The sequence below is a fragment of the Acidovorax sp. CF316 genome, from assembly GCF_000276605.1.
Taxonomy (GTDB): Bacteria; Pseudomonadota; Gammaproteobacteria; order Burkholderiales; family Burkholderiaceae_C; genus Acidovorax.
The window spans coordinates 1-6,354 of record NZ_AKJX01000022.1; the positions used below are offsets into that span (position 1 = coordinate 1).

General features: G+C 70.1%; 6 protein-coding genes. All 6 read right to left on the minus strand.

Annotated features, from left to right (window positions below; translation table 11 throughout):
* Positions 1 to 628, minus strand: a 628-nt coding sequence (locus PMI14_RS03130; protein ID WP_007849440.1) for an NAD(P)-dependent oxidoreductase, incomplete at its 3' end; no start/stop codon positions are given.
* Positions 625 to 1,647 (minus strand): tripartite tricarboxylate transporter substrate binding protein, encoded by a 1,023-nt coding sequence (locus tag PMI14_RS03135; RefSeq protein WP_007849441.1) that lies wholly within the window; start codon positions 1,645 to 1,647, stop codon positions 625 to 627. The genes PMI14_RS03130 and PMI14_RS03135, both read right to left, overlap by 4 nt.
* A gap of 137 nt (positions 1,648 to 1,784) precedes the next feature.
* The gene (locus tag PMI14_RS03140) at positions 1,785 to 2,582 is read right to left on the minus strand and encodes a class II aldolase/adducin family protein (RefSeq protein WP_007849442.1); all 798 of its coding nucleotides are present in this window, start codon (positions 2,580 to 2,582) and stop codon (positions 1,785 to 1,787) included.
* Positions 2,583 to 2,623: 41 nt separating this feature from the next.
* Entirely contained in the window at positions 2,624 to 3,811 is a 1,188-nt protein-coding gene (gene tcuB / locus PMI14_RS03145) for a tricarballylate utilization 4Fe-4S protein TcuB (RefSeq protein ID WP_007849443.1), read from the minus strand.
* Positions 3,798 to 5,222: an FAD-dependent tricarballylate dehydrogenase TcuA gene (gene tcuA, locus PMI14_RS03150; protein ID WP_007849444.1), complete on the minus strand. Its 1,425-nt coding sequence runs from the start codon at positions 5,220 to 5,222 to the stop codon at positions 3,798 to 3,800. Before tcuA ends, tcuB begins: the two co-directional genes overlap by 14 nt.
* A gap of 146 nt (positions 5,223 to 5,368) precedes the next feature.
* Positions 5,369 to 6,349 (minus strand): LysR substrate-binding domain-containing protein, encoded by a 981-nt coding sequence (locus PMI14_RS03155; RefSeq protein WP_035202181.1) that lies wholly within the window; start codon positions 6,347 to 6,349, stop codon positions 5,369 to 5,371.
* Between the last annotated feature and the right edge of the window lie 5 nt (positions 6,350 to 6,354).

Here is a 6,354-nt window from a genome sequence, read left to right on the forward strand (position 1 = left end):
CCCCCAGCCAATCGGCTCGCGGCAGTGTTTCGGGCAGGTCCTCGTAGGCCACGCACTCGGCACTGCCGTCCGCAGGGCCGCGCTCGCGCCGCACGGCCACCACACGAAGTCCGAGCATGCCCAGCCAGGCACCGATCTGCCGGCCTATGGCACCCCAGCCGACGACCACGGCCGTCTGCCCCGCCAGGTCGCGCGGCAGGCTGCTGCCGATGAGCGGGGCCCAGCGCCGCTCGTGCTGCGCCGCAATCAACTCGGGGAACCGCCTGGCCAGGGCCAGCACGCCCGCCAGCGCGGTCTGGGCGACCACAGCGGCATTCGTGCCCGACGAAGTCGTGACCTGTACGCCGCGCGCGCGCAGCGCCTGGTAGACCGGCCGGTCAGCCCCCGCGGAATGCACATGCACCCAGCGCAGGCCAGGCTGCCCGCGCAGCGCATCGTAGAAGCGGGCCGTGGCGGGCAGCACCTCGTGCTTGGTGGACAGGCCCGTCACGTCCCGGGAGACGAAGGCCGCATCAAAAGCTGCCCCCTGGTGCGCCTCGGCCAGCGAAATGGCCTGGGCATGCGTGGCCAGCCGTGGCGACAGGCGCACGCACGCCATGTCGGACAACAGCAGGCGTGGCAGCGTCATTGCGCCTCCGCGCCCGATGCCTTCACGATGAGTTTCCATTTCTCGAACTCGCGCCGGGTGAGGGCGCCGAACTGCTCGGGCGTGCCGCCCACCGGGTCGGCGCCTTCGCGGATCATCTGCTCCTGCAGTTCGGGGAGCACCTCGTTGACGCTGCGGTTCAGCGCCGCAATCACGGCAGGGGGCGTGCCCTTGGGGGCGAAGAAGCCGAACCAGGATCCGGCCTCAAAACCCGGGAAGCCCTTTTCGGCCACCGTCGGCACGGCCGGCAATGATCGCGATGGTTTGGCGCTGGAGACGGCCAGGGCGCGCAGCTTGCCCGCGTGCACGTGCTGAATCACCGAAGGGATGGTGGCGAACATGAACTGCAGGCGACCTGCGAGCAGGTCGTTGAGCGCGGTGGCGCCCTTGTACGGCACGTGCAGCGGCTCTGAGCCCACCCGTTGACCGAGCATGAAGCTCGACAGGTGCGACGACGTGCCCACGCCCGTGGAGCCATAGCTGAGCTTGCCCGGGTTGGCCTTGAGGTAGGCCACGAACTCCTCCATCGTCTTGGCGGGCACCGAGGGATGCACGACCAGCACGTTGGGCACGTCGGCGATCTGCACCATGGGCACTAGGTCGGCCAGCGGGTCGTAGGGCAGGTTCTTGTACAGCGTCTGGTTGATCGAGATCGGTCCGACCGAGTTGACGATCAGGGTGTGGCCGTCGGGCGCGGCGCGCACCACTTCACCGGTGCCGATGTTGCCGCCACCTCCCGGCCGGTTGTCGATGACGAAGGGCTGGCCCAGCCTGTCGGCGAGCTTTTGCGTCACGGCACGCGCCAGGATGTCGGTAGTACCGCCCGCTGAAAACGCCACCACCACGCGCACCGGCCTGGTGGGCCAGCGTGCGTCCTGCGCACGGCTTGCCAAGGGCATGGCCGCCAGCAGGGCCAGGCCGCTGGTGGCCATGCAGAATCGGCGGCGCCGGATCGTGGGTGGGCCGCCGCCTGGATCGGATGGGAAGGGAATGGGCTTCATGGTCTTGTCTCCTGAATCGTTGTAGGTGCCTGAAAAAGGCACATGTGCGCTGGCGGGTTCCAGTCGCCTTCGTTCAACCGAAGTCTTTTGGAGCGGTCGTCGCCGGTCTCGGCGGTAAGCGCCATCGACCGCGCGCCTCAGTCCCGGTAGCCCGGGTCCATGCGGTCGAGCATGCGCAGCAGCGCTGGCCACTCCATCACACCGTAGGGGCGTCGTGTGCCGGGCTGGTAGTTGTTCCAGGTCTCTTCCAGCACCGGCTGGGGTACCCGTACGAAGGGGCTGCCGGTGGCCATGGCCGCCAGCTGGGAGCGGCATGCCAGCTCCAGCCGGTGCATCCAGTTGAAGGCTTCACCCGTGGTGCGGCCCACCACCAGGACGCCGTGGTTGCGCAGGATGAGTGCCTCGCCCCCGCCCAGGTCGGCCACCAGCGATGCCTGCTCGGCGGTGTCCAGCACCACGCCCTGGTAGTCGTGGTAGCCGATCTTGAGGAAGCGCATGGCGGTCTGCGTGATCGGCAGCAGCCCGCATTCCAGTGCAGAGACGGCCATCGAGGCCCAGCTGTGGGTGTGGATCACGCACCCCACCTCGGGACGGGCGTCGTGCACAGCGCTGTGGATCACATAGCCGGCCTTGTTGATGCCATACCCCAGGTCGCCAAAGTCGGGCTGGGCCAGGATGGCGCCGCTGTGGTCCACCTTGACGAGGCTGGAGGCGGTGATCTCCTCGTACATCATTCCGTAGGCATTGATGAGAAAGGCCGCGTCGTCGTCCGGTACGCGCGCGGAAATGTGGTTGGCCATCATGTCGGCCATGCCGAAATGCGCCACCAGCCGGTAGCAGGCGGCCAGGTCCACGCGGGCCTGCCATTCGGCATCGCTGCAGTGCGGGCGCATCGACGGGATGTGCAGCACGCCGCTGCGGGAGGTCGGGGTCATGGGATGTCTCCTGTTGATGGGGATCGACGGGACTGGCGCCGTCATTCCGCGCCCAGGCCGATGGGGCGGGGCTGGCGCTTTTCCACCGCATGGCGCAGCAGGGCCGCGGTGCGGAAGATGCCGTGCGCGAACTTGCCGTAGGGCATGGTGGCAAAGAGCGCCATCACCGCGCCCAGGTGCAGGCACAGCAGCAGCGCCAGGGCCGGGGTGCCGCGCGCCAGCCACAGCGCCAGGCCGCTGGTGCTGGTGAGGAACAGCAGGGCGATGAAGGCGCGGTCCATGGGCTTCTGGGCGGCGTCGCCATGCAGCGGGTGGCGCCGAAGGTTCAACTGCCACAGTCCGGCCGTGCCCAGCGCCAGGGCGGTGCCGCCCACGGCGCCCAGCAGCTTGGGCAGGCTGGGCAGGTCGTAGGGCGCGGCCCAGCCCAAGGCATAGTGGTAGAGCGTGGCCACGCTGGTGGCCGCAAAGCACAGTGCAAAGCCGTAGAAGGTCAGGTGGTGAAAGCGTCTGCGCCACAGGGTGTAGGCATCGTCCGCGTCGTGGCAGCCCTCGCCGTGGCCGCCATCGAGGTACTTGAGGCGCAGCACGTCGTCCGTGGCCTCGGCCGCCGCCGGGCCGCTCACGGGGGCGCCGCTGGTCGCGGGCGACACGTCGCGCCAGAAGCGGCGCACACCCAGGCCCAGGGCCAACGTGGCGAACAGGAACACCGGCGCGAACAGGCCCACCAGCAGGTTGTGCGGAAACAGGCGGTAGAAGTTGCCGCCCAGGTTTTGCCCCCACAGTGCCGCCAGGCCCTGGCCCTGCAGCACCACCGCGAGCAGCAGGAACAGCGTGAGCCCCGCCACCAGCGCCAGCGCCAGCGTGAGCCCGTTGCGCTGGTACAGCGCGCCCAGCGCGGGCGGCCAGGCGTAGTCGGCATAGGTCTGGCCGCGCACCTGGGCCATGGCCTGCGGCACGTTGACCGCGAAGGCATGCGGCGGCGCGTACTGGCAGGCGTGTAGGCAGGCGCCGCAGTTGTGGCACAGGTTGGCCAGGAAGTGGATGTCGGCCTTGCCGAATTCCAGCCGCCGGGTCATGGCCGGGAACACGGCGCAAAAGCCTTCGCAGTAGCGGCAGGCATTGCAGATCTGCATCTGGCGCGCGACCTCGGTTTCGGGCGTCGACAAGGGGGCGATGGCGCCATTGGCCAGGGCCCGTGCATCCTGCACCAGGGCATCAAGCGACTGCATGGGCCACCTCTTGGCTCTGTGCTGCGCGCGCGGCGTTGGTGCCCGCGATGCGCCCGAAAGCGGTGCCGATGGACATGCCGACCCCGGCCGTGTAGCCCTTGCCCAGCACGTTGCCGGCCATCATCTCGCCGGCCACGAAGAGATTCGGGCTGGCCTGCCCGCCGAAGTGCACGGCGGCGCTTTCGTCGGTGCGCAGGCCCAGGTAGGTGAAGGTCACGCCGGGCCGCAGCGCATAGCCGTAAAAAGGGGGCTTATCGATGGGGCGCGCCCAGTGCGTCTTGGCAGGCGCGAGGCCCTCGGTGTGGCAGTCGTCGAGCGCGGTGTGGTCGAAGCGGCCGACGCGACAGGCAGCGTTGTAGCCATCGAGCGTGTGCATGAAGCGGGCCACGTCGAGCCCCAGTTGCTGCGCCAGTTCGGGCAGGCTGTCGGCCTGCACGCCCGGGAACACGGGGGGCATGAAGCGGCCCACGGCCTGGCTGTCGATGATGGAGTAGCCGATCTGCCCGGGTTGCTGGGCCACCAGGCGGCCCCAGATCGCGTAGCGCTTGGGCCAGAAGTCCTCGCCCTCGTCATAGAAGCGCTCGGCCTGCCGGTTGACCACCACACCGAGCGACACGCAGTCGATGCGCGTGCAGATGCCGCCGTCGTACAGCGGCGCGCGCGCATCGATGGCCACCATGTGGGCCTGCGTGGGGTCGCCGATGCGGTCGGCGCCATGGTCATCGAGCAGGTGGCGCAGCAGCACGCCGCGGTTGTAGGCCGTGCCGCGGATCAGGAAGTTGTCCGACGGCCATTCGCCGCGCTCGTTCTGGCCCCAGGCCTCGCGCAGCCATTCGCGGTTGGATTCGAAGCCGCCAGCGGCCAGCACGCAGGCGTGGGCGCGGATGCGCTGGCCCTTGCAGTGCGCGGCGACGAAGCGGCCGCCCTCGGTCTCGATGCGGTCCACGGGGGCTTCATAGCGCACCTGTACGCCGAGCTGCTCGGCACTGCGGTAGTAGGCGTTCACCAGCGCCTTGCCGCCGCCCATGAAGAAGGCATTGGTGCGCGCCGTGTGCAGCGCACCCGCCAGCGAAGGCTGGAAGTGCACGCCATGGCGGCGCATCCAGTCGCGGCAGGTGCCCGAGGCGCGGATCACCAGGCGCGCCAGGTGCTCGTCGGTCAGGCCGCCGGTCACCTTGAGCAGGTCCTGCCAGAACTCCTCTTCGGGGTAGGCCCCCACCAGCACGTCCTGCGGCGCATCGTGCATGCAGCGCAGGTTGCGCGTGTGGGCCGAATTGCCGCCGCGCCAGGCGCGCGGGGCCGCCTCCAGCAGCAGCACGCTGGCGCCGGCCTCGCGCGCCATCAGCGCGGCGCACAGGGCGGCATTGCCGCCGCCGATCACCAGCACGTCGGGGGTGGTGCTCGTCTCCATGGGTCAGCGCTCCCCTCGGCGGGGAGCGCGGGGGCTCGTCCTGCGCATCATCGTGGTCTCCGGGCGGTGCTGCCGCCGCATGTCGTGGTGGTGCCACTGTAGGGAGACCGCTGCAGGGCGTGCAGCAGGTTCAGCTCATGCAGGTATCACGAATCGTGATGGCCTGGGGCGCTTTCGATCAGGGTGGTGCCGAACCATTGGCCGGCCCCTACCAGGCCGCGCACACAGTCGGCCACCACCACGCGGGTGGCCAGCGCGGCGGGCGAGAGCTCGTCCTCGGACAGGCTGCACAGCAGGTTCACGCGGCGCGCGGGCGCGTCGGTCAGGCGCGCGCATTGAAAGCGCTGGGCCGCATCCGGGTAGCGGCCCATGGCCGCCCAGGGCTGCAGGGTGGAGCCCAGGCCGGCGTCCACTGCGGCCATGACCATGGCCAGGGAGTCGACCTCCAGCACGATGTGCGGGGCCACGCGGTCGCGCGCGAAGGCCGTGTCCAGCGTGCTGCGCAGGCCGTGCGGGCCGGTGGGCAGGATCAGTGGCTCGTTGCCGAGCTCGGCCACGGTAATGGTCTCGGGCAGGCGACGCGCGCCCGGGCCGCCGCGCGCGCAGATCAGGAACAGGTCTTCCTCCAGCAGCGGCTGCACCTGCCAGCGCCGCCCCGCGCCCGATGGCTGCGCCTGGTGCAGCCGGGTGTCGAACAGCACGGCCAGGTCGAGCTGGCGGGCATGCAGCATGTCCGTGAGGTGGCCCGACATGCCTTCGACCATGTGCAGCCGCACGTCGGGGTAGCGGGCGCGCATGGCCTGCATCAGCGGCAGGCCGAGCACGGCCGAGGTGGTGGGCGCCAGGCCCACGGTGGCGGTGCCCGACAGGCGCGCCTGCTGCGCCGCGCGCACGGCCTGCTCGGCATGGCGCAGGCTCAGCTGGGCCTCGCGGAAGAAGGCCAGGCCGGCCTCGGTGGGTGCCACGCCGCGTGGCGTGCGGTGCAGCAGCCGGGTGCACAGCTCCCCTTCGAGCCGGGTGATCTGCTGGCTCAGTGCGGACTGCACCACGTCCAGGTCCAGCGCGGCGCGGCTCATGGAGCCGCGCTCCACGACGCGCACGAAATAGCGCAGTTGTCTCAGTTCCATCGGGC